This window comes from Streptomyces sp. NPDC093085 (assembly GCF_040683935.1).
Taxonomy (GTDB): Bacteria; Actinomycetota; Actinomycetes; order Streptomycetales; family Streptomycetaceae; genus Streptomyces.
The window spans coordinates 57,509-81,489 of sequence record NZ_JBFBFB010000002.1 but is presented as its reverse complement, the minus strand read 5'-3'; the positions used below and the strand labels follow the sequence as shown (position 1 = coordinate 81,489).

Annotated in this window: 16 protein-coding genes; 8 read left to right on the top strand and 8 right to left on the bottom strand. The window is 68.4% G+C overall.

Going from position 1 to position 23,981, the window contains the following annotated elements; genetic code table 11:
* Nucleotides 1-112: 112 nt before the first annotated feature.
* On the top strand, nucleotides 113-310 hold the full coding sequence (locus tag AB0O07_RS07050; RefSeq protein WP_365628249.1) for a hypothetical protein: 198 nt from the start codon (nucleotides 113-115) through the stop codon (nucleotides 308-310).
* A 479-nt stretch (nucleotides 311-789) separates the two neighbouring features.
* Here AB0O07_RS07050 and AB0O07_RS07045 read toward each other — a convergent pair whose 3' ends face one another.
* The 3 genes from AB0O07_RS07045 to AB0O07_RS07035 all read right to left on the bottom strand — a co-directional run bounded on the left by AB0O07_RS07045 (nucleotide 790) and on the right by AB0O07_RS07035 (nucleotide 3,560).
* Nucleotides 790-1,272: a MarR family transcriptional regulator gene (locus AB0O07_RS07045; RefSeq protein ID WP_365628246.1), complete on the bottom strand. Its 483-nt coding sequence runs from the start codon at nucleotides 1,270-1,272 to the stop codon at nucleotides 790-792.
* A 479-nt stretch (nucleotides 1,273-1,751) separates the two neighbouring features.
* Nucleotides 1,752-2,027 carry a hypothetical protein gene (locus AB0O07_RS07040; protein ID WP_365628244.1) on the bottom strand — a complete coding sequence of 92 codons (276 nt, stop codon included), beginning with the start codon at nucleotides 2,025-2,027 and terminating at the stop codon, nucleotides 1,752-1,754.
* A gap of 33 nt (nucleotides 2,028-2,060) precedes the next feature.
* A complete protein-coding gene (locus AB0O07_RS07035; protein WP_365628241.1) occupies nucleotides 2,061-3,560 on the bottom strand; it encodes an FAD-dependent oxidoreductase in 1,500 nt (499 codons plus the stop codon).
* 567 nt (nucleotides 3,561-4,127) lie between these two features.
* Here AB0O07_RS07035 and AB0O07_RS07030 point away from each other — a divergent pair.
* The 4 genes from AB0O07_RS07030 to AB0O07_RS07015 all read left to right on the top strand — a co-directional run bounded on the left by AB0O07_RS07030 (nucleotide 4,128) and on the right by AB0O07_RS07015 (nucleotide 9,447).
* Nucleotides 4,128-5,087: a zinc-binding alcohol dehydrogenase family protein gene (locus AB0O07_RS07030; RefSeq protein ID WP_365628238.1), complete on the top strand. Its 960-nt coding sequence runs from the start codon at nucleotides 4,128-4,130 to the stop codon at nucleotides 5,085-5,087.
* Nucleotides 5,088-6,436: 1,349 nt separating this feature from the next.
* Nucleotides 6,437-7,177 carry a hypothetical protein gene (locus AB0O07_RS07025; protein WP_365628235.1) on the top strand — a complete coding sequence of 247 codons (741 nt, stop codon included), beginning with the start codon at nucleotides 6,437-6,439 and terminating at the stop codon, nucleotides 7,175-7,177.
* A gap of 67 nt (nucleotides 7,178-7,244) precedes the next feature.
* Nucleotides 7,245-7,958, top strand: a complete 714-nt coding sequence (locus tag AB0O07_RS07020; RefSeq protein WP_365628232.1) for a hypothetical protein — start codon at nucleotides 7,245-7,247, stop codon at nucleotides 7,956-7,958.
* Nucleotides 7,959-8,997: 1,039 nt separating this feature from the next.
* Nucleotides 8,998-9,447, top strand: a complete 450-nt coding sequence (locus tag AB0O07_RS07015) for a hypothetical protein (protein ID WP_365628229.1) — start codon at nucleotides 8,998-9,000, stop codon at nucleotides 9,445-9,447.
* Nucleotides 9,448-11,441: 1,994 nt separating this feature from the next.
* On the opposite strand, the gene AB0O07_RS07010 is transcribed toward AB0O07_RS07015, so the two are convergent.
* From AB0O07_RS07010 to AB0O07_RS07000, 3 genes are all read right to left on the bottom strand, one after another.
* A complete protein-coding gene (locus AB0O07_RS07010; RefSeq protein ID WP_365628226.1) occupies nucleotides 11,442-11,963 on the bottom strand; it encodes a hypothetical protein in 522 nt (173 codons plus the stop codon).
* Between the two features lie 809 nt (nucleotides 11,964-12,772).
* Nucleotides 12,773-15,946: a DEAD/DEAH box helicase family protein gene (locus AB0O07_RS07005; protein ID WP_365628223.1), complete on the bottom strand. Its 3,174-nt coding sequence runs from the start codon at nucleotides 15,944-15,946 to the stop codon at nucleotides 12,773-12,775.
* A 333-nt stretch (nucleotides 15,947-16,279) separates the two neighbouring features.
* On the bottom strand, nucleotides 16,280-18,781 hold the full coding sequence (locus AB0O07_RS07000; protein ID WP_365628220.1) for a hypothetical protein: 2,502 nt from the start codon (nucleotides 18,779-18,781) through the stop codon (nucleotides 16,280-16,282).
* A 651-nt stretch (nucleotides 18,782-19,432) separates the two neighbouring features.
* Here AB0O07_RS07000 and AB0O07_RS06995 point away from each other — a divergent pair.
* The 3 genes from AB0O07_RS06995 to AB0O07_RS06985 all read left to right on the top strand — a co-directional run bounded on the left by AB0O07_RS06995 (nucleotide 19,433) and on the right by AB0O07_RS06985 (nucleotide 20,969).
* Nucleotides 19,433-19,609 (top strand): hypothetical protein, encoded by a 177-nt coding sequence (locus tag AB0O07_RS06995; RefSeq protein WP_365628217.1) that lies wholly within the window; start codon nucleotides 19,433-19,435, stop codon nucleotides 19,607-19,609.
* Between the two features lie 545 nt (nucleotides 19,610-20,154).
* Complete coding sequence (locus tag AB0O07_RS06990; protein ID WP_361546930.1) at nucleotides 20,155-20,331, top strand: hypothetical protein; 177 nt, start codon at nucleotides 20,155-20,157, stop codon at nucleotides 20,329-20,331.
* Complete coding sequence (locus AB0O07_RS06985; protein WP_365628213.1) at nucleotides 20,328-20,969, top strand: hypothetical protein; 642 nt, start codon at nucleotides 20,328-20,330, stop codon at nucleotides 20,967-20,969. Before AB0O07_RS06990 ends, AB0O07_RS06985 begins: the two co-directional genes overlap by 4 nt.
* Before the next feature lie 34 nt (nucleotides 20,970-21,003).
* Here the strand turns inward: AB0O07_RS06985 and AB0O07_RS06980 are convergent, their stop codons facing one another.
* Nucleotides 21,004-23,490, bottom strand: coding sequence for a hypothetical protein (locus AB0O07_RS06980; protein ID WP_365628210.1), 2,487 nt, complete (start codon nucleotides 23,488-23,490; stop codon nucleotides 21,004-21,006).
* A gap of 52 nt (nucleotides 23,491-23,542) precedes the next feature.
* Nucleotides 23,543-23,962 (bottom strand): hypothetical protein, encoded by a 420-nt coding sequence (locus tag AB0O07_RS06975; RefSeq protein WP_365628207.1) that lies wholly within the window; start codon nucleotides 23,960-23,962, stop codon nucleotides 23,543-23,545.
* Between the last annotated feature and the right edge of the window lie 19 nt (nucleotides 23,963-23,981).

The following is a 23,981-nucleotide window of genomic DNA, read 5'->3' as shown; positions in this document are numbered from 1 at the left end:
CGCAGTCCGTGCCATCACCCGGCAGCGCGCCGCGCGGCCCGACCTCGTCTCCCCTCCACCCGCCTCACCGAACGGCAGGCCCATGAACCGCTCGACCACCTCACATCGACGAGTGATCAACCAACGCGACGCCGAAGGCTGGGGGTTCATCATCGACACCCTCGGCGAGGCATGCCGGTACGCGACAGTGAACCTGCGCCGACTGAAGGAGAACCTGCGCCGGCTGACGGCCAAGCTCACCGACTCGCCCACGACCACACCCGATCCGCGTACCCCGAAACCCCACCGAGGACCGCCGCGCCGGCGGTGACGCCCCTCGTCCGCAGGCAACCGGACGGAGCCGTACGCCAGAACCTGAAGCTGAGAGACCGTGACCGATACGATCCCGCAGACCGTCGCGGTCGTCGTCACCCTGGGTGGTGCGTGCTGCCGCTGCAAGCCGCCCGGCGGGGAAGCAGCCCTCGCCAGTACGCCGTTGACGGCTCCGGTGATGTGGTCGCGCTGGTGGGGCAGGTCGGGCAGGTCGGGCAGGTTCGTTCAGTGGGCGGGAGAGCGGGGCGTTGACGGCGAAGTGGTGGCCGTCGGACGGGCTGCCCCTCCGGCGACGTAGATCTTCCCGTTGTGCCTGAACACGACGCCGGGCCTGCGCTGGGTGGGCGTCGGAGCCCGCGTCTGCCAGGTGCCGATCCAGCGGCGGGGCCCGCTCGGCGCAGGCCCCTGGGGCGCACGGCGAGGGTGCTCTTGGGACAGGGGGAACCGGCGAGGTGTGGTGTGCCCGCAGCGTGCGGTTCAGGGAGACTCGTGGTCGGCGCCGCGCAGGGCGATCATGTCGTCGACATAGCGGCGCATGAGCCGGTCCAGTTCGAGCAGGTCCCGGTCGCTCCAGTGGCCGAGGACCGGGGCGTTGAGCCGGTTGCGGGCCGCGTCCAGCGCGTCGGTGGCCCGGCGTCCTTCGTCGGTGACCACGGCTTCCTTGATCCGCCGGTCGCTGGGGCTGGGGCGCCGCTCGACCAGTCCGAGGTCGGCGAGCTTGGCGACCTGGCGGCTCACCGTGGTGTGGTCGCGTCCGGCGCGCTCGGCAAGGTCGACTACGCCGATCGGGCCGAACCGCCGAATGCCGACCAGGAGTGGGAACAGGGCGCGGTCGAGCTTGATGCCCGCTTCCGCGAGCAGGGCATCATCACGGTAGGGCTGGTTGGTGATCGCGATCAGGTCGACAAGAGATTCGTGCAGATGCCGCATGGCAGTCTGCCGCTGGCGTCTGGTGGCCATGGTGGCATCTCTGCCTTTCTGCGGTTGCTCGTTGCCGAGCACTGACGGTTCCAGCAGCCTACCTGCACCCTGGCCGGGCACAGATGACGCGTGCATTCCTCGCGGGCTTGCGCCTCTTGTGGCGCGGTGCGCTGACCGCGGTGGTCCAGGCGAAGGGGCGAAGGAGAAGTCCCTGTTGGGGCAGTGGTGCGTCGGAGGCTGTGTGGGTGGGGGCGCCGCCATGGCACCCGTGGCGGCGCCCAGGGCCTGGGAGACCTGCCGCGTCATGCTGAAGACGGTGGATGGGGACGCCCGGTCGGTGGGGTCGGCTCAGATCCCTGCCGGGGCGTTGAGCCGCGCCCGGCCCGCAGAGGGATCTGTGAGTCCACGACGAACAGCGGGTCTTCCCTTCGCGGAACGCGGGGACGCGGGGGACGCGGGGGACGCGGGGACCGGCCAGGGAGAACGCCGCCACGCGTCCTCCCCGGCGGTCAGGCGGGCTACTGCCCCGTGCGCTGCGAACGCAGTCGGCCGGCCAGGTGGGCGATGCCGCGCACACCCAGCTCGGCGAGCCGGGAACGGCCGACGATGACGGCGGTCTCGCCCAGGCGGCGCAGGCCGCGCAGTTCGCGCCGGCCCTCGCGCTCCAGCCGGTCGAAGTCGCGCCGGGCGCCGGAACGACGGCGCTCCGCGTCGGAGCGGATCGCACGGTGCTGCTTGCGGGTGCGCGGCAGACCGCTGGAAGGGGGCGTCTTGCCCATGTCGGATGAGGTCATCTCCATGCCTTTCTCGTGTCCGGTGAGGAGTGATCAGCGCGGGGGACGGATCCCGACGAAGTCGAGGTAGCTCTCCACGGCGCCGAGGCCGGTCGTGTCGGTCACGGACGCGATGTAGCCGTCCGGGCGGATGAGGACCCACTGGCCGCCCCTGAGGCCGTAGGCGTCGCGTACCTGGTTCTCGATGTCGACCAGGTCGCCGCGGTGGCCGAAGGTGTGGATGTGCAGGCCGGCGCGGGCCGGCGGGGCCCAGTGGGTGTGCACGTCGTAGCCCAGCAGCGTCCAGTGCGGACCCTGGAACAGGGAGAACAGGCGCGTGGTCAGGCCGCCCGCGCCGCTGACGACGGCGTCGGGGGCGCGCTCACCGGGCAGGACCCCCTTCTCGCGGTCGCCCGGGACGGTCAGGGGCGAGTCCACATAGCCGAGGTCGAGCTGGCTGACCTCGCGGCCCCGGCCGGTGTCGCGGTTCTTCGCGGCTTCCAGGAGCTTCTCGGACAGGCCCAGCACCGTCTCGGCGATCGGCCGGCGCTCCTGCTCGTAGCTGTCCAGCAGGGACGGGTGGGCGCCGCCGAGTACGGCCGCGAGCTTCCAGCCGAGGTTGTAGGCGTCCTGCACGCTGGTGTTCAGGCCCTGTCCGCCGGTCGGCGGGTGGACGTGGGCGGCGTCACCGGCCAGGAACACCCGCCCGTTCCGGTAGGTGTCGGCCAGCCGCGCGTTCATCTCGAATGCCGACGCCCAGGACACCTCCCGCACCCGGATGTCCGTCCGGCCGGTGCGCTCCCGCAACAGGCCGGTCAGCCCGGCAGGAGACAGATCCACCTGAAGGCCGAACGGGATCGGAGCCTGGAACTGGAACATTTCGGTGCCGTACAGCGGGCACAGCGAGACCTGGGCCGGCGTGCCCTGCCCCCAGCGGTGCCACACATCCGACGTGACACCCTCGGCGTACACGTCGGCGACCACCGCCCGCACGCCCAGCGTCTTGCCGGGAAAGCCGATTTCCAGCGCCTTGCGGACGAAGCTCGACCCGCCGTCCGCACCGACCAGGTACCGGGCCCGCACGGTGCGCACGGCGCCGGACTCCGCGATCTCCACGGACACGCCGTCGCCGTCCTGGGTGAAGCCGACAGCCTCGTGACGGTAGTGCGGTGCATGGCCGAACTCGGCCAGCCGGTCCCGCAGCCGTGCCTCGTTGAGGAACTGGGGCACCAGGAGCGGAATCTGGTAGGGCTCCCGCGGGGTGGGCTCCGACATCTCGATCGCGGACTTGTCCACCGGCGTGTCGTCGGGGCGGTAGAAGCGCTGGACCGGGTACTCGCCGCCGGAGGCGACGATCCGGTCGATGACCCCGAGGTCCTCGAACACCTCTTGGCTGCGGGGCTGGATGCCCTTGCCCCGCGAGCCGACGAACGGCCCGTCCGCCTTGTCGATCAGCAGGAAGTCGACGTTCCTCCGGGCGAGATCGATGGCCAGGGTCAGCCCCGCCGCACCAGCTCCACAGATGATCACTTCAGGTTCGAACAAGGGGGTCATGGCGTCGCCCTCCAGGGATGTCGGCCCCTCGGGGGACAGGCGCACCCAAGGGATTACCCGTGCAGAATGCACATGTTCATGGAATCGTGTCAACCGTCTCGATGCGCCCACCCCGACCGCCGGAGTGCTCGCCTCCGGGTCACGGTGGGGCGGACTCGGTCCGGAGGACTGCGAAAATACCGCCTTATAGTGCGATTTTAGATAACGCTGACGGGCGATCCGAGGTGGCGAAAAGTGTCTGGCGTCGCCCTGGTGTGCCGGTCGAGGGAGGGTGTGCCGACCGGTCCACTGTGTGCGGTGATCTGAATAATCCGTGCGTCTATCACGTGTTTTCAATGGCTGTGCGACCGTGCCGGTCGGGGTGTGTGCCCCGGGCGGAGGCTGCGGCGGCGGACGGGTGCGGCGCACCGGCCGCCCTGTCGCCCGGCCGGATGGAGCTGGCCCGTTTGACATAGTACGCGGCGCAAACTATATTCTCTTAGTACGTGCCGCAAACCAATTTTGCCCGGGTGTACCTTCCTCCCTTCGCCGAGCCCGCGGGGGAGGAAACGGATCAGGAGATCATTCATGTACGCAGCCGTCGTCCGTTCCTTCGATGCCCCACCCCGCTTCGAGGAGTTCCCCACGCCCCAGCCCTCGGCCGAGAACGAGGAGCTGGTCGACGTCCTCGCCGTCGGCTTGCACCCGCGGGTTCGCTCGGCCGCCGACGGCACCCACTACACGTCCGACGGCGAGCTGCCGATGGTCCCGGGCGTCGACGCGGTCGGCCGGTCGGCGCAGGGCGAGCTGTTGTACTTCGTCGCCGACGACGACGCGCTGGGCACCATGGCGGAGAAAGCCGTCGTGGACCGGCGGCGCGCCATCACCCTGCCGGAGGACGCCGACCCGGTCGCGGTCGCTGCCGCCATGAATCCGGGCATGTCCTCCTGGGTGGCCCTGCGGCGCCGCGTTGCCTTCCAGCGCGGCGGCTCGGTACTCGTCATGGGTGCCACCGGCAACGCAGGGCAGCTCGGCGTGCAGATCGCCAAGGTTCTCGGAGCCTCCCGCGTGATCGGAGCGGGCAGGGACCCGCACCGCCTCGACCTGCTCAAGAGCCTGGGTGCGGACGACGTGGTCGGTCTGGACGGGGACGCCGATGCCGTCGCCGCGCGTCTGGGACAGGCCGCCGGTGACGTGGACGTCGTCATCGACTACCTCTGGGGCAAGCCCACCGAAATCGCGATGCCCGCCCTGCTGAGGGCCCGCAGTGACCGCTCCAAGGCCCTGCACTGGATTCAGATCGGCGCCATGGCCGGGCTGGAGATCACCCTGCCGTCGTTCGTGCTGCGCGCGGCCAATCTCAGCATCTTGGGCAGCGGCCAGGGCTCGGTGACGACCCGCGGGATCCTCGCCGAACTTCCCTCCCTCGCCGCGGAGATCGCGTCCGGATACCTGGCCGTGGCCCCGCTGCCGATGTCGCTGAGCCAGGTCGAACAGGCATGGAGCACCCCGACCGGCCCGGGCCAGCGCATTGTCCTGACGCCCTGACCGGTCGAAGTGCGGACAGAGGCCGAGCGGCATCGAACGACTTCGGAATCCACTCCTGCCGGGCCCGGGCGGGCAGCGGTGCCGGCGCGTTGTCCCGGCGCCACCCCGGCGACGTCCGTGTCAAGAGGCAGCGACGAGCGGTCAGGGCGGTGTCCAGCGGTTCGGGATCTCCTGAGCCGGACCGTTGTGCCCGAGCCTGTTCGGGCACCCGCACGGAAGCGCCCACCTCGCAGGGTCCGTGCCGTCGCGAGGGCTGGAGTTTCGGGCAGGACGTGCCGAGATCCCGGCCGGTCTCGCCGCCGGTGCACCGGCAACGCGACGGGCTGTGGTACTGCTCTTCGCCCGCTCTCCGACGTGGAGGTGGGTGTGCCGGGCTGCTCTGCGAAGGCGAGTCCGCCGGGGAGGCCGTGAGGGGTGAGTCGTACGGCGGCCCCAGCCCGGTCAGCGCTTCGAGGAGAATTCCCAGCCCTGTCCCCGTCCGGGCCCACTGCCGGACTCGGCACACCGTGGGCACATCCGCTCGACCACCGCGCCCAGCGGCGGCTCCGAAGCGGTCAGGACGCCTGACCGGACCCGGAACCAGTGTTCCGAGGCGTGCATCGACCCTGCTGCCCGGCGTCGACCAGACCGTGATGCGTGACTTCGCGCAAGGCCCCCAGCGACACCTCCGGCGACAACCGCCCGTACGTCATCGAAACCCCCTCCACAGTGCCCCCGAGTCTGACCCCGGCCACTGACGATCCCGCCGCGCGGAGAGAAGACCGGACTCGCCGACCGGCTGCGCTGCCCGTCAGGTCTTGCCATCTCCGGACAGGCACCACCTGCGGCCGCGACCACATCACCGCACGATCCCGGCATCCGGCCAACACCGGAACTCCGGCTGTCCCCGAGCGATGCCGTGCTCCTGCCGCCGCGCGACGGCGTTGACGCGGTTCCGGTCTGCCCCCAGAGAGCGCACATGTGCGGGAAGACCACCTCCGCGGCAGTCGTCACCGCCCTTGCCGCCGGAAACCCCGGTCCGGGGGACCGGCACCGCAAGTGCCCGGGAGCGATTCGAGCGCTCCTTCGGTACGCACGACGGGTGCGAAGCCGCAGGGAACGCGGGCATCACGAACGGGAAGTGCGCCGGCCGCGCCTGGATGGTCCGGTCCATACGGAGGCCGCTCCCCACGTGGAGCATCTCCCAGTACGGTCCGCCGGGGCCCTGCGGGTCGGGCTCGGGCCCGGCGGAGCACGGCGGTTCCGTAATCGAACGCCTGGAGCCCCGACCGGGGGACAGAACGGAAAAAGAACTGCGAGCCACTCACTCGGACTCATACTGGTCTGCATCGACCCGAGGGAGTACGGAGTTGGCCATCGAAGGTGACCAGGCGACTCAGTGGCGCACGTTACGGGAGCACCTGCGCGGGCAGCTGGAGAGGCCGCGGCCCGTTCCCACTCCCTGGGCGGAGCTGACCGAACTCGCAGAACTGAACCACCGGCACAAGGTGGGCATGATCGCGCGGCGTGGCAGCCGGGAAGCGAAGATCGGACGGGACACCGCCGTCCACGCGGCCCGGTCAGGTGTTCCCACCGTCCTGTACACCGGCTACCCGCCCGTCACGGTTCCCGACGCGCTGGTCGTGGACGTGACGCCCAACCCCACGGCCGCCGACGTGAACGCCAAGGCGCGGCGTCCGATCGGCGGGCGGAAGGCCGGCCTCATCGTCATCGAGCGGTACGAGCGGCTCCACCCCGAGCCCCGGCCGCCGGCCGACCCGGACGATCCGGCCCATGACCCGTGTGACGACCCTGCGGAGCCGCTGTCCTGGGGCGATCAGCTGATGTGGTCGGTCCGGGACATCAGAACCGACGTGCCCGTGCTCTTCACCACGGTCGTGACGCCGGTCCCCGATCTCTCCCTCCGCCTGCCCGAGTGGCTCGACGTCGATCACCCCGCCATGGTGATGACCGACGTCTGCAAGCCCACCCTCGTCCTCGCGCGCCGGGATCATCTGACGGTCGAAGCCCGGCTGGAAGTGGACCCGCACGAGTACCGCACCGGATCCCGCACCCTGCTGTCCTGGGCCCCGCTTCCCCTCCAGCCGTGACCGCATTGCTCACCCCTTCGGGTGAAAAACGGGCTCCACCACGCTACTTCACGACATAGTGGGATCCGTGGATTCCGCTGACCACTCCGCCTATCGCGTCCCCACCGGCAGACCCTTCTTGCTGAAGGAGCTCTACTCCAAGCTCGCGGGCGTCGGGGAGCTCATCCGCCAACTACCGGTCCCCGCCGACCCCACCGAGTACGAGGAGATCGCCGACAGCCTCTACGCGCTGTTCAACGTCGCCCGGAACCTGGCCCCGGACCGCAACTCCACCGGCTGCCAACTGCATCCGAAGGGCGCCGTCGACACCGAGGCCCCCGCCGGCTGGGGACGCTGTCTGCTCTGCAACAGCCACCGCCGCACCGGCCGGCCCGACGTGAAAGCGGCACCCCGGGCACCCCGCCACAACTGGGCCGTCCCGCCCCCGCCGTACGACCACACCGTCCTCACGCAGACCATGCAGCAGATCAACGAGCTGACGGCGGAGCTCAACTACCGCTCCGAGGACGAGACCTTCGTACATCTGGCCGATCTCACGCACGCCGCCTTCGTCATCGCCCGAGAACTCTCCCGCCCCCGCAACAACTCGGGATGCCCCCAGCACCCCGGAGCCCCCATCGACCCCGATGCCCCCGGCGGACCCCAGTGCATCTTCTGCCAGGGCCAGGCACGGCGCCGGCGGAAAGGACCGCCCACCGTGGCCATCCGCCCCAGCCGGCCCGTCCCCAGATACGAACGCCACCGCACGCCACGCCCGCCTACCCCGCCCAGCAGTGGTTGACCACCGACGAGGAACAGGGAGAACAGGGAGAGACGACATGAACGTCCAGCCCGAGTTCGAGCCGGACAGCCCGTCGGACCCGCCACGCCGGGGCGGAGATCCCTGCGCGGTGCCATCGGCTCACCCTGCCCCTGCCGGCACCAGAGCCGGCCCGACAGCAGCCGCGGTGCCGCCGAACTCTGGCAGGCCATGCGTCTCCGCAGAACCCGCTCCCCACACACCTGAGCCATGACCCCGAGGGTCCGTGGCCATCACCGGTTCAAGGCCGCCGCGCCCAGCCCGAGCCCGCCGAGCAGGCCGCCACACCACGCTTCCCGCGCTCCGCACCACCTTGACGACGGCGAGCTCAGACGGACTGACCGTCGCCTTGCGCGGTACGCGTTCCGGTGCCGGGCTTGTCCAGAGCCTGCCAATCAGGCTCCGGGCCAGGGTCCTTCGCTGCCCAGGCGCTGCGCCGGGCCTGTAGGGAGCGGGCCCGGCGGCCCGGGGCCGTGTTCTCGGTCCGGTCGGTCGCCGGATCCGTCGGCCCGGTGCCCGAACCCCTGGGGCGGCTGGAGCGTTCGGCATGATGCCGCTGTGCAAGGGCCGGCCGGTGAAGGCCGTCTCCGGCAACGTGCTCGGCCGTCTCGCCGACCGGCTGTGAGAGGACCGGAGAAAGAGCGGTCTCACCTGCGCCCGGGCGCGTTACGGATGGCCCCGCGCGGGCCCTGCGGGCACGGCCCGCGCCGACGTGGCCGGTGCCGGTGGCGGCCCGCCTCCCCCCCGGAGGCCAGTGGGAAGGCGGGCCGGGGCGACGGTTGGCCCGTCGCCCGGCTGTGTCCCACGAGGGCGTTGGGTAACGGCGTTCCCGGGCGATTAGGCAGTAATTGCCGACGCGAGTGGACTTACCCGAGAGGGATCGTTTGGCCTGGGGATCGCGGGCAGGTGCAAGCGGTTCCCGCTCCCGGCGGTTTCCAGCCGTCGGGTCTGACCGGCGGTCACGTCTCGTCAGGCTTCTTCGAGGCGTGCCTTTCACCGAGTGCAGTGAAGGAGATCACTCATGTCTGATCGTGTGGCCGGATTGGCGGTTCGCCGGTCTCGGGCGGTACTCATGGTCGCGGCCCTGGCCCTCGCCCTCCTGAGCGTGATGGGGACAGGAACCCACGCCAACGCCAAGGGACAGCCGGAGTCGGCCCCCACGGCTGAAGCCATCCAATCCTTCAGCTTCGAGTTGTCCACCGGCGGCCCGGAACACCCGGCGGAGTTCGGTTTAAATGACGCCGCCAAAACCTTCACCTTCCTTCGCGGCACCTATCACAGTTTCGCCGTCGACGACTGGATCGCGGGAAAGGGACAGCACCCCTTCTGGGCCCTCGCCCGCTATTACGACAGTGCGGGCAACGTAGTGGGGACGTACAGGTTCACCAACCCCGTGGTGACCAAAGTGGAAAGCGGGGCGTCCGGGGGAACGAGGGTGACCGCGAAGTACCAGAGCCTAGAGTTTTCCTGATCATCCGCTGATGGTCCCTGTCGACGCTCCCGCGCGGCCCGGTGGGCATACCGCCGGGCCGCGCACACACCGTGTACCGGCCGGGATATGACGCTCCCCATCCGGGTTCCGCGGAAAACTAGGCACGGCACTCGTACCGAGCGGTGGCACGAATGAGCCGCACCCTGATCGCACCGTGCCGAGGGGACGATGCGGCGAGACGATCAGCGTCACCCGCGACGGCGTCGTTGAAGGAAGCCCCTGTCGAACACCCGGGTCGGGGTGGTCCGTTCGCCCCCGGCACCGGCGGACTCTGGGCAGCTTCCGTCATATGAGCGCATACCGGGCTTCCCCCGATGAGTCATGGCCCGGCTGGACGACCAGCCGGGCCGCACAAGCAGCGTACGGCAAGCACCTGGTCCGCATCGGTCGACTCCTCGGCCGTGCTGTGCGTGCATGCCATGGACCGCCAAGACATCGCGGCTGCCCACACCGCCCACCACCAAGATCTCGTCGACTCCCAGGTGAGCAGCCTGGCGATGGAATGCCGGGACGATCTGCCGGAGGCGGCAGCCGTCCTGGGCGCACTCGCCCTGCGCCACGGACACGGCGGCTGCCTGTCCCGCTCTGACGAGGAGGGCCGTCACCCGGTACCGGCGGGCGTGGAACGACGCACGGACGCCTCGGACGTGGCCGAACAGCTCGTATGCCACGACCAGCAGCATGGGTCCAGCACCACCGGCGGTGTCCCGGCTCCGTTGGAGAGCGGTTGTTCCGATGGTGAGCGGGATGCCGTCCGCGCCTATGGCGTCGCCCGGAACGACCTCCAACGCCCACTTGCGGATGAGCCGGCCGGGCATATCCGGGCCAGGCTCCGTTCGGCGACCCGGCGACCCGGCGACCCGGCGACCCGGCGACCCGGCGACGGGGCAGAGCGATGAAGCCGGATGTGTCTTGGGGCGGCTGACCGTTTTGATCGTGAGGTTCAGTCGACGTGTGGCCCAGGTCATGAGCTTGCCCGGAGGGCCTGGGAGTTCCCGGGCGCCAGCGCTCCCTGCGCGGGCGATGAGTGGCCATCGCTCCCCCTGCGGTCCGTGGGTTCGGTCCTGTTCCGGCACGGTGACGATCGGCGTACGCGTGCCGTATGCGGCGTACCGTCCGAGCCGCCCCCGGGACTGTTTTCCCCTTCGCTTTCCGCCGACGCGGCACGGCAGCAAGCCTGCTGGGGAAAAATCGGCCGGTGGCTACCGATAGCGTGCCGGCTTCGCTCATCGACAGGTTGCCGGCGCAGCACCACGCGGATCTCCGTCGCCCCGAGGCCACTGCCGGGGAGGTACACCGTCTGCGTGAGGCACTGGAGAAAGACGAGCCGGAACCCGTGATCTCGGAGGAGGCTTTGCGGCGGATCACCGAGTCCGTCCCGCCGGTGCCTCCACTCGGCCTCGTATTCGAACGGCTCTTTCGGTTCGTCCTCGACCGCATTTCCGACAGACGCATGCGGCAGTCGCGATCCCCGGGGCAGAGCGAGCCGTCAGCGGAGAACTCTCCCAGCAGACGGAGGCCGACGAGCCGGTCGTCCGAGTCTGGGGTGACGCCGCTTCCGGTCACGGTCTATCTCTCGGACGAGGCCGCGTATCACGAGGTCCAGGCTGCTGTGGAGAACCTCCCGACGACCGCCGGGCTGACCGTCCTCGATCGCGAGGAGCCCACCCATCGGCTCCTGGTTCCGCCGGATGCGCGCCACCGTCTCGCGCAAGCGCGACGGCGGTGTCCGGGTTCGACGAGCGCGCTGCGGACGCGGCTGAGCGCAACGAGCCGGAGGCCGACTACGAACTTTGGGAAGAGGACGATCGATGCTCGGCGGTCGGGACTGTGCCTGCTTCCTCGGCCAGCTCGGCGTGGCGTCTTTGCCCGCGAGACGCCTGGTCATCAGCGTGCCGCCGCCCGATTGATGAGCGTCTCGGAGTGCCGAGCGATCTTTCGCCAGTCGTACGCAGGGTGGCAGTGTCCGTGCATCAACCGGATTCGGCAGCAAGGGAGTTGAAGGTTTCCTGCATGAGCTGGTCGGTGGCGCCGGGCCGTTCGACCAGGCTGTCGAAGAGGTCAGCGAGCAGCCAGAGCACGAAGCTGTGCACCAGGGCTTCCTTCGGTGGGATCGTCCCGAACTCATCGCGCCAGGCCACGGTGTTCATTCCCATGGCCGCGGCCATGAGGACACCGGTGACCATCGGTACCTGGGCGGGGTCGGCCAGTTCGAAGCCGGGCAGCTTGCGGATCACCGCCGGGATCAGATCACCGAGCGGATCGAGGCGGTCCTCCTCCTCACCGTCCTGCTCGCCGACGATGTGCGCGGTCAGCACCCCTACCAGGAAGACCGTGCCCCGGGACACCTCCTCCTGGCCGTAGGCGTCCATCGCGGCCCGGACACGCCGCTGCGCCTGTTGACGTTCTTTCTCCGGCGTGCGCTTCTCCAGGACCCGGTACGAGTCCCATGCCGCGCGGACCGCTTCGTCCACAACTACACCGTCACTGGTCATGTGCCGACCGTAGTGAATCGTCGGACCGCGGCGACAGGATTCGCACGAACCGTCGGCTCGGATCCGATGCGGTCCACCGTGTTCCGGCCGGGGACGGACAGAAATGCGTCAGAGGGTGTTCGTGTCACACCACGGGCGTCCCTGGCGTCCTCGGAAGGATCCGGCCACGTGGGTGCGGGTCATCGTGGTCATCGTCTGACGACGGTGGCCCTCGTGTGGGCGCCGAAGGCGCTCCTGGAGCTGCCCCGCGTCATCGTGGCCGCTGACCAGGCAGTGTCAGGACGGCCGGACAGCGCCGTCGGCAGGACGACGCCAGTCACGAGGATGGGCGCGGTCAGCGCCCCGCCGACGGGTTCGGCCCGGTCCGGCAGCGACCGTCATCAGCGTGACGGTCAACACTGACGCTACGGTCACTACACGTCGCCGCCAGGGCGTGTGGGGCAGGAGGGCTACGGTCGTCCTGGCCCGTACCGCCACGCCCCCGCCAGCTCAGGCCTGGCCCCCTGAAACCGTCCTCGCCACAGTACGTCCGTGCGGGTTTCGCAGACGGATACGGACCGGCGCCACTTGATGGTCTGCATGAGGACGTCAGCGGAGAGTCGTCACCTGGATGTCAGTGGTATAGCCCGAGTGACCTGCTAGTTCTCACTGTCGGGTGGTGACGGATTGGCGCTGACGGGAGTGACGAAAGGGCAGGTCATTTTCGTGCAGACTCCTATGGCAGGCCGGATGTTTCCACAGGTCAGAGGCATGCAACTCCCTGCCGATCGCGATGCCTTGGACGTGGGCAGCTGTCATTGATGTTCGGTCTACGGGCTGCAGTGGACGGTGAATATGCCTCCGGTGAGGGCTTTGACGTAGGAGTGGGCGCCAGCGAGGAGGTGTTGCTGTTCGCTGCTGCAGGCTGCTGCTGACAGTCCGGGTTGGGCGATGACGGTGTTGATGTGCGGGCGCAGGTGGGGTGCGCGTTCGCGGATGCGGTACAGCTCTTGGATGCTGCCGATCAGGTACGGCGTCTTGCCGGGATTGCGGGCGGCGTACTTGCCCGCGCGGCGGTCCAGCGTTCGCAGCAGTGCGTCGATTCCGTACTCTCGCCATTTCGCGCCGCGGGCTGCTTGGCCGCAGACCTCGTACAGATCGCCGACCCGGGCGCCGGGCGATGGCTCGGACGAGTACTTGCAGTGCACGAGTGTGACGGTGATGTCGGTGTCGGTTGCGGTGATGCCGACGAGGTCGGCGACTTCGCCGGCGCCGTCGTCGTCGAGGAGGATGTCGAAGTTTTCTCGTCCGCTGAGGTGGCGGGACATGTAGTGCTGGATCGAGTGGGGGAGTCTGTCGGGTCCCATGGACTCGACCTTGATGTCCACACCGCTCCACTCCAGGGGGCTCAGGAGCGAGAGGTCGAAGGGCGGCAGGTCGGTGCGGGGTGCGAGGAGCTGGTCGTCTGGGTTGAGCAGCCGGTCACCTGCGAGATACAGGTAGGGCTTGTGCTTGTTGATCCACTCGGCGGCGGGCACGGTTGTCTGCCTGTATCTCACCGTGGCGTCGGCGGCGATGGGGGAGTAGACCAGACCCTGGTCGGTGAATTCGGCTTCGTACGCGACCTCCCAGGTGGGGGAGACCAGGGAGAACCTGAAGGGTCCTTGGGGGGTGAAGTCGTCCACGCGGAAGCCGATGTCGGTGACAGGGTGGGCCATGCTTCCGACGGTGAACGGCGGGCCTTCTCCTGTGCCTGCGCGCCACTCCCACGGCCATTCCAGGCCGAGGAGCGGGAACGGAGGGCGTTCAGTCTGGTCGACAGGGATGATGAAGCCGGCCATCACGTTCTCGAGGTCCACGCTGACGTCGAGGATCTTGGTGCCTTGTTCGTCGCACCACTGCGTCCATTCCAGCAGGCTGGGCGCGGCTCGCATGGACCAGAAGCGGCCCGACAGCGCTGCGCAGACGGAGAGCTTGGTTCCTTCATCGACACCCGTCGCCATGATGTGAGTCTGGCTGCGGTTTTTGCGGGCTTCGGTGTTCAGGGCCTCGAAGACATCGCTGCCCACCAGGAGCGAGAATCGGTTGAAGTGACCGCGGGCATCGAGCAGTCCGATGTTGGTGGCGACCACTCGCTGCAGGCCGGCGAAGACCCTGAAGGTGTCGATGCCCTTGACCGGGCGGCTGTCGCCGCCCAGGACCCGTTTGGCCAGCTCCTTGTAGTCGCCTCTCTTATGGGAACCGTAGATGTAAAGCAGGCGCCGGACGTCGTCGAAGTACATGACGATCAGCTCGTACTCGATCTGCTCCAGAAACTGTGGGGCTCCCCAGTCGACCAGAGTGCGGTGCTCCACGACGAACCAGGCGACTTTGCCATCGGCTCCGGTGGCCACCGTCTGCCCCAGGACGCGGTCCTCGCCGTACAGAGTCAGCGCGGCCTGTGGATCCCATTCGCTGCCTGGAGCCCGGTGCGCCACCGCGCTCATCTTCGGTTCCAGGGTGCTGACCGCCATATCGGCGGGCACGCCAGCGAAGGAGGCGTCGAACTCGCTGAGCTCTTCACCGCGTGCGGCGCTCTGCTCGGTGATGTCGTGCAGGAGGTCGTTCCAGTCTGCGTCTTCCTTCAGCAGGTCACGCAAGGGGGAGCGTGCCATTGCGGGATCCCGTGCGACAAAGACGGAAGCGGTTCCGAGGGGGTGAGGGGAGGTTGACGCGGTGCGCGTGAAGCGGCCGATGAGCTGGATCATCGGGCTCAGGCTCTTCTTGACGTCGTGTACCGCCGCGACCTTCAGCTGGGGCATGTCGAAGCCCTCGCCGAGCATGTTCACGCACACCACGATGCGACAGCTGCGGTCGTCCATCGCGGCCAGTGCGGCCTTGCGGTCTTTTGAGGGCAACCCGTCGTAGAGAGCGACCACACCGAGTTCGGCGGCAATGCCTTGGTACAGCTCGCGGATCTCGCGGGCCCGCTTGTGGGTGTTCACCCGGGCCATGAGCAGGTGGTCGTACCCGGCGTCCAGGTCGGTGCGCAGTCGTTGCACGGCCAGCTCGGCGATCTTCCGGTCGTTGCCTTCCAGGCTCAGCACTGCCCGGTAGTCGATGCGGGTGAAGTAGTTCTCGGCCTGCGCCTGGCGCAGTGGGTAGCGGAAGATCGTCCGGCCGGGGATCTTCTGTCCATCCTCGCGGGAGGGGGTCGCGGTGAACAGCAGCACGCGCCGGTCTTCGAAGCGGCGGATCACGCTTGTCCAGGTCGTCGCCGGTGCATGGTGTGCTTCGTCGACGATCAGATGGCTGCACTCGCGGAGCAGAGCCTCTCGCGCTTCCGGGGTGCAGTAGTTGAGCACACTTGGTGTGGCCACGACGACGTTGCAGGCCGATGCGAACCCTTGGGCCTGAGCCGCGTCGGTGAAACGGCGGGTCACCCGGCCTACGCATGGACGAAGCGCGTCTGCAGCGACGATGCCCTGTTTCTGCAAAATGCCCAGCGACTCGAACTTTCCAGCGATCTGGTCCCGCAGCGCCGTGCTGGGCACCAGCACGAGGAGCCGTGGGGGACGGCATGCCACGAGGAGGGTGAGCATGGTCTCGGTCTTGCCGGTGCCGGTCGGCATGACGATCAGGCCCGGTTCGGGCAGTTGCGAATACCAGTAGCCGAGGACCGAATGCAAAGCGCCGGCCTGCGGCGGCCGCAGCCCGCCTTCTCGTACGAGATCGTGCAACTGGATCGCGTCTGTGTAGGAGTCCAGCACATCCTGCGGGGCGGACAGCGCCAGCGGCCCAGCCCACTGCACCTCGCCGTCCAGACCGCCAGGTACCTGCGCGGTCAGGCTGTCCGCCTGGCCGGCTGCTGCAGGCCAGCGCCCGAAAGAGTTGTAAACGAATCGGGATCCGGAGTCCTCTTCCAGGCTCAATGAGCTGGCCGGGACCAGGAGCTGGCTGACCAGGTTGCGCTGCCAGTACTGCGGCTCCGCCCATACATCCTTCGTGCGCCAACCTGCCGCCACGGCCTCATCACTCCCTACTGCACACGTCCTTCGCACGCTGCACCGGGCCGGACGCGCATGTCGGCGCGGCAGTCTCGGCCCCTGTACCGGGCGCCGGGCCGGGGAAGCGGCACGTCCATGTGCAGCAGTTGATCCATGATCTGCGCACGACAGCAGATATGTGCATCAAATCGTGAAATTGAGGCGTTCATGCGAGACGTTTCGTGCTGACGCCAGGCCATGATCGCTGGCTGTGCGAACGCCGCCGGGCCGACATCGCATCGCAACCCAGCTCAGCAGCACCGCACAGGCGCTGGCCGCATGCGCGAACCCGAGGTTGCCGACTCCCTCATCTCACCAGGAGAGCGCGATTGTTCCCTGTGCCGTCAGGCCGTTGGCCAGCAGCGCCCTCCAGCTGCTGCCGGGATCGTCACATGCCCGTTTCCCGGCCAGAATCTCAAGGGGGTCTCTGTCGCCTGTGTCAGCGGCGATCCGGGCGAGGGATTCGGCCTGTGTGTGTTCTCCAGCGGCTTCCAGACGTGTGGCGAGCATGCCGGGCGCCCAGGGCATGCCCGCTTCGTGGGCGCGCCACAGCAAGGGCACTGCCACGTCCGCGTTCCGTTTCTCTGCCAGCTGCCGTAGGACTGAGGTTCCAAGTGAGGTGACCGCGTGCCAGGCCAGCCGTTCGGCTGCGTCGAAGCTGCCGGTCTTCTCCCGCCTCCTGACCAAGTTCCACAGTGGCTGTGTGTAGTTGCCTGCCGCGGCACGCAGGGCCCACTGGTCGGCTTCTTCCGTAAGGCCGGCCTTCTCCGAGTCCTCGACCATGGCCGCATAAGCCTGCGCGATGCCCGCGGCAGCCGCGCTCTTCAGCAGGGCCTGCGCCTGGGCCCTGTCGGCGGTCGCATCGTGGCGGGCACGGTGGGCCAGTGTCCATAGAGCCCACAGCTCGCCCTCGGCCGCCCTTTCCATGAGCAGTGCCTCACCGTCCCTTTCTGCTCCCCGCTCGTGCAGGCGGCGGATGAGCATCTCCAGGGCCCACCGGTTTCCGCCATCAGCGGCGCTGCGCAGGGCCTTGTCGCCTGCTTGCTGCCCCTCAACCTCGTCCAGGAGTGCCACCAGTTCACGCAGAGCCCACGTCTCGCCCGAAGGCATCGGCAGCTTGCTGGGGTTGATGAAGTCCGTCAGGGGCCTTGGACCAGCCAGGAGATCGATGAGACCACCCTGCGTGGAACGGAGCCGGCGCCGGCGTTCCATCACGGCGACAGCATGGCGGTAGTACCGGACTCCGTCCGCAGACCGTCCCTCGGCGACTGCCTTCTGTGCGAGCAGGTGCAACGGCCGCGTCTCACCGTACGCGAATGCCTCCACGGCAGTCTTCTCGGCTTCCTCCGCAGAACCGGACTCGGCCGCGAGAAAGGCAAGCTCACGTACCGCTTTGCCGTCTCCTGCCGCTTGTAGGATGCGGCGGGCGTGGTCAAGGTCACCGCTGAACCGAAGGTCACTCGCATACGCGTGCAACACCTCCGTATCACCGCACCGGGCCACCTCGTCGTACCAGCGGGCAGCCTCGTCAAGCTGGTCGTCTTCCTCCAACGCCCTGGCCAGAATGAGCTGGGCGGCCGGCACACCCTTGTCCGCCGCCTCTCGCAGCACCCGCTCGGCACCTGCCAGGTCCGCTTCGTCCACCAGTTCCCGCAGGTGTTCGTCGAGGGCCTCCGCATGCCCTGCCAGGGCCGCCTGTCGACGGACTTGCGCAGCTTCCTCGAGTCTGCCGCGCTCCTTCCACAGCCACGCCAGGCTCAGAGCGGAACGCGTGTCACCGCTGTCGAGGACCTGCTGATAGAGCAGCGCCGCCTCCTGATCACGCCATCGTGCCTGAGCCGCCCTGGCCAGCGATGTCAGTACCTGAGGCTCATCCAGATGCCGGCGTGCCGCCTGCCAGAACGATGCCGGGGGAGCGGCGTACCGGCGCTCCTTGCGACCTGTCTGGTCCAGATAGTCGGCCAGCAGGAACCGGGGTGTGCTGTCGGAGACGCCAGGGCGGGTGCGGACCGGGCTGAGCATGCCCCGCACGCCGCGGAACGGCGTAGCCGCGTAGGCAAGGGCCTGTTCAAACCAGTCCTCGCCCAGAGCGTCGTACTCGCTGTCGCTCAGGTATCCGTCCGCGGCTGCCTCCAGGAAACCTGGCGGTATCCGCGACACCCCACCGAGGCGGGAGAGGTCCATGGCGGCCCGGACCAGCGCGGCCGCACCGGACGGAGCCGTGCGATACCGGTCGGTCAAGGCAGGAGCACCGGCCAGATACTGCGTGATCTGGCCGTCCGCTGCCCTGTCCATCGCCTCGGCCAGCCGCGGATCGTGGGCACCGATCGCACGTATGTCGTCGCTTACGGCCTGGTCGAAGGAAGAAGGCACGTGAATGGCCCGGCCCGCAAGCAGCTCACGCGTCTGCGGATAACGGTCAGCACCCAAAGGACGGTCGGTCATCGCGGTCCAGTACTCCGGCCAGACGGTCGCCAGGACAAGGACGGCACCACGCTCTGGATCCTGAAGCAGCGCGCGTAGCCCCGCTGCCACCCGCTCCGCTTCCTCGTCGGCGCTTTCCCCGACGTACCGCTGGAGCTCGTTGAGCCAGATCGCAGTGCGCGGCGCAACACCTTCTTCCAGGGCATCGGCCAGCGCCTTGGCAGGAGTCGGGACGAGTGGATGCCACAACCGCCACCCTGCCGGAAGCTCCTGCACCGCCTCCCAGCATGCCCGGGTCTTGCCGGCCGACGAACTCCCGACCAGAACCACCATCCCGCTCGACCCGGCCCCAGCCTGCGCCACTACCTGCCGCACCGCGGCGTCGTGCACCCTGCGCACGTACAACGGCAGCGCCCCTCCTCTGCTGGAAGCCGCCACAGCCGAGGGGTGTACTTCCCACTCGCTGCACGCGTCGGCAGCTTGAAGAGCCGAAACGAGCGTTCCCCGTCCGGTAGGGGTGGCCAGGGACTCGGCTGTCACCACACGGGGGCGAGGCGGACGCCCGCCGCGCAAAGCCCGCTTCTCCGCGCAGGCCTCCTCCCACAGCCTGGTCCACGAGACGTCGGGGACCGGCTCACCTTTCCTGCGGGCCAGTGCCGTGAGGTGTCCGAAGAGGAACCCGACAGCTGCCCGGTTTGAAGGAACGCTCTCTCCCTTCAGCCAGGCACCCAGCGAAGACGTGCTCAGCGAAACAGCCGGAACCTGCTGCTGCCCTGCACGGACCAGCGCCTGGAGAGTCGGCTTGCCCGCCTTCAGGTGGAGACCACCCAGCACGCTCGCGAGCTCCTGGGCCGCCGTCCGCCCTGCCATCCACCACCACCCCATCCGGGCCACGCACTCGCCGGAAAACCTGTCATGCGGGGCCTGACCAGCGTAGACGTTCCCGGCAACGCGAGCGAACGTCGCCGGAAACTCCCCGGACGAGGCCGAATCACCTCACCACGCCATGAACGGCGGGGTCGACCCGTGAGGAGACCAACCATGCTTACCCTGCTCGAACTGATCAACGAGCCCATCAGCGCCACCGTCATCGCCACCCACAGCCTGACTGTCGCCACCACCGCTCTGATGGCCGTTCTCGCCCCGTCCGCCGAGCGCAGGAAGGAGGCCCGCATGGTCCTGGCCCTGCTGCTCGGCCGCGACAGAAACGACCAGTGACGCAGAGCAGGTGCCCGCCGATGTCCGGAGGTAGATGTCGCCGGGCACCTGCCGTCCGGCGGCCAAGAATCACCGCCTGGTGATCCGCCCCTGCGAGGTTGAGGACACCGATCAGCTGACCGCTGGAAGTTCACCGGCGTGCTCGACGCCGTCACCGAGATCGGCGCATCACGTGCGCCGAGGCGAGAAAGCACACCGTCGGCGAGAACGCCCCGAGCTGGACAGCACCGAAAAGTCCCTCTCACCACCTGCGCGCGGCGGACCGCCAACCGGAGGCGAAGGCCCCCACGAGGGGAATGCCCAGGCACTGGCGCCAGCCGAAGAAGGCGGCGGGCTCGTACGCCGTCCCACCGCACACCCTACGAGCCCCGCAGCCTGCGCGGCAGCTCCCGGCCGCCCGCCCAGGGGCAACGTTGAAGGGACATCTTTGCAGGTCAGAAGTTGTCCGCTTTTCCGTCCCGTGTTCTGCGGACCGAGGAACGCTGGATTGCCGGGCTCGATGCCCCGAGAGTGGAGCCGTGCAACCTACTCACTACCGCGTACTGGTGGCTGTCTTGGTGGGGCTGCTTGCGGCTGCCGCAGCCGTGATCCTTGCCCAGGTCGACTCCGAGCCGGTCACGAAGGCCGTACGGGACGCCGCCGTGGCGTTCGCCGGGACGACAACTCTTGGTCTGCTGCTGATCGGTGCGCTCCGCAGCAATCGTGGTGGGGGAGCCGAGTGAACCGGTACTGGACGGAAGGTCTGATCGTTGAGCCTTCCAGTCTTCACGACGGAGACGAGGTCTGGTTCAAGGACCGCCCGGTACAGGTGGCCGGCCATCTCTTCCCGCCTCGCTTCCGCATCTGGCTGAGCTGCAGCGCCACCGGCGTGGACATGTGCGTCGCGCTCGAGGTCGACCGCGGAGGGTTCGTTGAGCAAGAGAACGCCACCACGGTTGGCGGCGTGTCTTCGGACCAGGAGAAGGACCGGATTCGCGCTTCTGCTCGCAAGCTCGCCCTGCCGCTCGCTCTGTCCGTGATTCCCTGTGGCCCCTTCAGGAGTATCAAGGAGGGCTGGGAGTGGATCGACGACGGATGGGGGCCACCACTTGTCGGAAGGCTCTGCGATGTTATGCCCGATCCGCAGATCGCCCTCGTGAGGGAGCTCCGGCGCCGTACGGGGCCACGATGGTGGGGCACCTACCTGCCCCGTATCGAGAAGACCGCGCAGATCATTTGGGATGCACCAGCCGATCTCTCCACACGCCAGGTGATTGAGACCCTCGTCTGCCCCGGCATGCATGTTGGACGGACCACGGCGTACGAGGACCTGGCCGCTGCACGTGAACTGGGCCTGCTACCCGAGCGCCGCGTGCCGTAACAGGCAGCTCTGCCGTGCGCCGCGCGTAAGAGCGCTATGGCAGGCCAGAGTTCGTTCTTCGTGGTCCGTGTTCGGTGAGATGCAGGCGGTGCAGGTCTTCGTGGAGCCAGGCGTAGGCATAGCCGGTCGCGGGAGCATCGTCGAAGACTTCGGGTTCGCTGACGACCGGCGTGCTCGGGCGCGCCCATGGGGACCTTGTCGGCTCGTTTCCGGGTGGGAGAGGTGGGACCGGAGCGTAGAGGTCATCCTCTGACGGCACGAGACGGACGCTGACCGAGCTGCCCGTCGAGGGGCGGAGGGAGAGCCGCATGAGGGCTGGTTCATAGGAGTCACTGTCCTGGGGCGGGGCTATGTACAGGTCAGCGACCAAAGTGGCGGGGCAGGCGCTGGCCAGGCCGAGGACCTGCTTGAGGTGGGGGAACCAGGTGTCGACGAGCGCGGTGTAGATCTCAACGGCAGCGGTGAGGACCTGCTCGGTGCGCAGCCTGAGCTGTGGGGGACTGTAGGTGTCCCAGACCCAGTGCACGTGGGGACCGTCTTCCTGGTCGGGCACAGCATAGGGGTAGTGAAGCATGCCGCTGTCGTCAGCCCATTGACCGCTGCCGAGTTGCTCGTCAATCCGAAGCAACTCCGCCTGTCGGCCGCTGAACTGGTGACCGTAGCTCGACTGGACAGGCAGGCTTCCCGTGGAGTAGAGGCTTTGGCGCAAGGCCTGATGCGCTTCGTCTGCCTGCAGCGGTGCAAAGCGCCGGCGTGAACGTCTCAGCAGGCCTGTGCTTGCCAACCACAACCGCTCTTTTGTGTAGGCGTCGCAGTCGGCCAGGTCAAAGTCTCTGCGCTCGCACAGCGTGTGCAGGTACGAGGCGACTATGCCCAGGGTCTCCTGCCAGGGCCAGGCGGCGTAGTCCGCCGCAACTGGCCCGGCCGACGCCGCCAGGGGACGTATTCCACGCGGCTCTGCCCAGCGATGGGAGACTGGGATAGCGAGTCCCGGCGTGTGGTCGGCATGGCGACGCAGGATGTGCAGTCCCAGCTCGTTGCCCTCCAGGCTGGCATCGACCGTGACGGGACCAGACCATCTTGTGTAGAGGAAGATCAGGTCACCTGCCGGGCCGAGACCTTGTTGCCAGGCCTCAAGTGTCGTCTGCAGGCGCTGGCTGACCAGACTGGCAGGCATATCCGGCCACGGACCTTCTCCCTCATGCACAGTGCGAGGGATGGCCTCGTGGACGGCCCAGGCCGCGATGCCCGGCTGGGTGCGCAGCAGAGGTTCAAGCACCGTTCGTGCCGCCTCCCAGCCTGCCGAGGCGACCGCCATGGCCAGCCCGTAGCGCCAGCGGTCCAGCAGCTCTACGTTCTGCGTCACCTCGGCCGGTACTCCGCCGGTCAGCAGAGCCTGACCAGCGAAGTACTGCTCAAGCACGGGTAGAGCGAACGCCAGGTGTCGCTCGCCGACACGTACCACAAGTCGGGTATCCAGCAGCGCGTGCATGTCGCCAGGACTGCCCACGTCAGCGGCCGCTGCCAGACCAGCATTGCTCACACACTCCGTGGCCAGCCGCTGAAGCAACCGCTCGGCGCGTTCCTCCTTGGCCTCTTCCGCATCGCGCAGTGCCCGGGTCACCAGCGCCTGCAGGAAGGCCAACGGGTTGTTTGGCAGAGGGCTCTGATTGCGCTGCAGGCCGGCTGCGATGATGGCGAACAGCGGCCGACGCAGCACTTGGCGCACCATGCCCGGCTGACCGCCCACGGCAGATCCGTTCCCGCCGAGCCGGTCGATCAGCAGGGCCGTCTCATCCTTGTCCAGCTCCGGCATGATCCGGCGAACCGAGTCGTGCAGCTCCAGGCCGGGACGGGCCGTGAACAGGATGCGCCAGCACTGCCCGGCCGTCGATGCGGTCCAGCTGAGACCTTGATCCAGCAATTCCTTGCCGCGGATCGGGCCGGGTTCGTCCAGTCCGTCCACCACCAGAGCGACACCACGCGTTGCGGGATTACCGATGGGACGTGCTGCCCGGATCGCCGCGTCGACCACACCACCCTGAATGTGCTTGGCGTGGAGGTGAACAGGAATGGGGGCCTGCGCATCGGCGCGGGCCGCAGCGATGTCCTGCTGGTGCTTCCGCTCCGCTGCCAGTGACTTGCCCGCCCCAAAGCCACCCTCCAGGACCACTACACGGCCTTCGGACGAGGTGACCATCGCAGAGGGAAGGGATCCCAGCCGTGGGGTATCGGCGAACGCGCACGCCACATCGAGCGGAACGCCGGCCGCATGCCAGCGCTGCACCATGCGGGCCCGACCCGCGGCAGCCAGGTCATCCAGCGTTCTCGGCCCTCCGTACGCCGGATCCATGAGCACCGTGTTGTTGTGCCCATTCAGGATCAAGCCAGCATCCCCGCCCACCGCGACGGCCCCGTCACCCGACGCCGACACCTCACGCGATTCAGCTGAACCTTGCTGGGAGCTACGGGACCACTTGTTCTCCCACCCGATGCCGAAACGGCTCCGCCAGGACTTCACGCGCTGATCCCGTCCCCCACGCTCGCCCAGCCGATGGAGCTCCAGCTGTCTCTCACGTGTTGTTGTCGCCTGTCACAGCCTCACCGATCGAATCACCCGCCGCGACCGACTTCGAGCCTGACGCCTCCACCGCTCCACCCGGCGCTGCACCACCCGGCGCAACGGCCGGGGCTGGCCCCGATACCTGATTGCCGTCGCCCGTTACGGCCCTGCCGATGCTACGACCGGCCGCAACCGCCCCCGGGCCCGACGCCGTAGTGTGATTCTGCTGCTGACCGGACTGAAGCAACAGCGCCCGCACGGTCAGGACGACGATGATGATCGCGGCGGTATCAGCGACGAAACCCGCCACCGTCCCCGCGGTCCCAAGATCTTTCAGCCACAGCAGCAGCGTCAAACCCACAACGACCAGACCAGCAGCCGTCGCTACCGTCCACAACACGCCCCTGCGCCAACCTGTCAGCATCACCACTCCTGCTCATCTCTACTGC